The following is a 2,470-nucleotide window of genomic DNA, read 5'->3' as shown; positions in this document are numbered from 1 at the left end:
GGCACGCGCACGCCCAGCGTCATGCCATAGGCGAGCGACTTGCGGCGCGGGTTGATCTTGGCCCGGTTGGCGAGGAAGACGCTGCTGAGGTAGAGGCTGGCGTTTTTCTTCCAATCGGCCTGGGCCACGCAGGCGACGGAATCCTCCTCCGTGGTGCGCCGCGTCAGGTACCAGAGCTTGCCGCGTGGCGAAGCCTGCACCTCGATCTGGTAGAGGGCATTGACGGCCCGGCCGGCGTCGGCCTCCTCCTGCACCTTGTCGGGCAGGCGGATGTCGTCGATCTCCAGCCACAGGTCCACCCGCACGTCGCCGAACAGGAAGCGGGCCAGGTTCTGGAAACCCTCCTCGCTGTTGACGATGCCGAAATAGCCCGAGTGGGCGCGGTAGACGAAGGCCTTGGCACACTGGTCGGTGATGTTGCCCTTGGCGTCCAGGCCGCACAGCGTCGCGTTCTCGATCTTGACGAGGCCGTCGCTGCCATGGCCGACGAAGCTGCGCGACACGCCGGCCGCGGCTTCGTAGTCCAGCCGGTTGGTGCCCACCAGCGTGAAGACGCGCCGCGACGGGAAGCGGGCCTCAGGGATGAGGTCGGCGCGCTTGTGCTTCTTGGCAGCCGTGGCCAGGTCGAGGTAGGCCGGCATGCGCTTGTCGCGGTCAAAGTTGGAGATGTCGTTGACGCTCAGCCAGGACGGGATGTTCACGCCCAGCACGTCGATGCCGTTGTGCGGCGTGGCATAAGTGAAGAACTTGTCGACGAGCTTCGCGACCTTCTCGGTGTCCAGCGCCACGTTCTGCAGGAAGGCGCGGCAGACCAGGCCGCCCATGGAGTGGGCAACGAGGTAGCAGCGGAAGTCGGCCGGCTTGATCTTGTTGTCGGGGTTCTTGCAGACCAGGTCGCGCACCCGGGCGATCAGCTTGGACAGCCCCTTGGCGAAGTCCTCGATCTCCGGCGTCTTGCCGCTGCCCAGATAGGAGGAAGCGGCGTCGTAATAGCGATAGATGACGATGCAGCGGTTGCCCAGCTTGTTGTCGGTCGGCTTGCCCAGGGAGTCGGCCTCCCACTCCGGGTCGACGATGTCGTAGCCGTCCTCGTAGACGTCCTTGTACTGGTACTCCGAGGCCAGCCGCACGACGGGCGACTCGAACACGTATTTGCGGGGCCTGTCGGTCTTGTTGGGCACGGCGCGGTACATCGTCGAGCCGAGGTTGAAGCCGCAGAAGGGGTCGGCCGTGGTCTCGTCGATCTCGCCGCGCGACATCGCATAGCCGCGCACGTAGATGATCGGATGGAAGGGGGTGTCGGGCGTGGGCATGGCGGCTTCCGAGCATTGGCGACGAAGGCAACCATAGCCCCAGCCGRGCGTTGTGAGGTGCCGTGGCGTCATCAGGGCTGAGGAGCAGACTGGCCCTGGGTTTTAATTGGCCGATGACTGCTTCTCACCCCGACCGTCCTTCACTGCGCCGCGAGCTGCTGGCCGCGCGCCGCGGCTTTGCGGCCAGCCCGGCCTTCCAGACCGCGCATGCCGCGATCGCACTGGGCCTCCACGAGCTGCTGGCCCAGCTCGAGCCCGAGCTGCTGGGCGTGTACTGGCCGCTGCCGGGCGAGTTCGACCCCGGCCCTCTGCCATTCGCGCGCGCGCTGCCGTTTGCGCGCCGTGAACCCGCTGAGATGGTCTATCGCCGCTGGGACGGCGGCGTACCCGCGGCCCAGGACGAATGTGGCATCGCCTCGTCGACCGGCGCGGTCGTTGTACCCGACGTCGTGCTGGTGCCCTGCGTCGGCTTCACGCGAGAGGGCTTTCGCCTGGGCTATGGCGGCGGCTATTTCGACCGCTGGCTGGCCGAACACCCGGGCGTGACGACCATCGGCCTGGCATGGTCCGCGGCCGAAACCCATTTCCCCGTCGAGGCGCATGACCGTGCGTTGACGCTGATCCTCACCGAGCGCGAGCTCCTCACTCCTGAGTAATTGGCGATGCACGATGGCATGACCCTGATCTCGACGCTGGCCGCTGCCTTTGGCCTGGCCCTGGTGCTGGGCCTGCTCGCGCAATGGGCGCGGCTGCCGGCCCTCGTGGGCTACTTGCTGGCCGGCGTGCTGATCGGGCCGCACACGCCGGGCTTTGTCGGCGACGTGCACCTGRCCCAGCAGCTGTCAGAGGTCGGCGTCATGCTGCTGATGTTCGGCGTGGGCCTGCATTTTTCGGTGCACGACCTGGTGTCGGTCAAGGGCATCGCACTGCCCGGTGCGCTGGTGCAGATGGCCGCGGCGACGGCGATGGGCGCGGGCCTGGCTCACGGGTGGTGGGGCTGGGACCTGGGCGCGTCGCTGGTGTTTGGCCTGGCGCTGTCGGTGGCCAGCACGGTGGTCCTGCTGCGCGCGCTGGAATCACGCGAGCTGCTGCACACCGGCAATGGCCGCATCGCCGTGGGCTGGCTGGTGGTCGAGGACCTGGCCATGGTGCTGGCC

Annotated in this window: 3 protein-coding genes; 2 read left to right on the top strand and 1 reads right to left on the bottom strand. The window is 67.5% G+C overall.

Features of this window, described 5'->3' with window-relative positions; all coding sequences use genetic code 11:
• Positions 1-1,313: hypothetical protein (locus ACXJKR_RS29780; RefSeq protein ID WP_457325916.1), on the bottom strand; the 1,313-nt coding region annotated here is incomplete at its 3' end.
• A gap of 113 nt (positions 1,314-1,426) precedes the next feature.
• Here ACXJKR_RS29780 and ACXJKR_RS29775 point away from each other — a divergent pair.
• Together ACXJKR_RS29775 and ACXJKR_RS29770 are read left to right on the top strand one after the other, a co-directional pair.
• Positions 1,427-1,969, top strand: coding sequence for a 5-formyltetrahydrofolate cyclo-ligase (locus ACXJKR_RS29775; protein WP_457325915.1), 543 nt, complete (start codon positions 1,427-1,429; stop codon positions 1,967-1,969).
• Between the two features lie 6 nt (positions 1,970-1,975).
• Positions 1,976-2,470, top strand: a 495-nt coding sequence (locus tag ACXJKR_RS29770; RefSeq protein ID WP_457325917.1) for a cation:proton antiporter domain-containing protein, incomplete at its 3' end; no start/stop codon positions are given.

Source organism: Roseateles sp. P5_E11 (assembly GCF_054049355.1).
This window is presented reverse-complemented; position numbering and strand designations above follow the sequence as displayed.

Coding starts and splice junctions, on each gene's coding strand:
- ACXJKR_RS29775 (WP_457325915.1), top strand. CDS start 1,427: ATGACTGCTTCTCACCCCGACCGTCCTTCACTGCGCCGCGAGCTGCTG.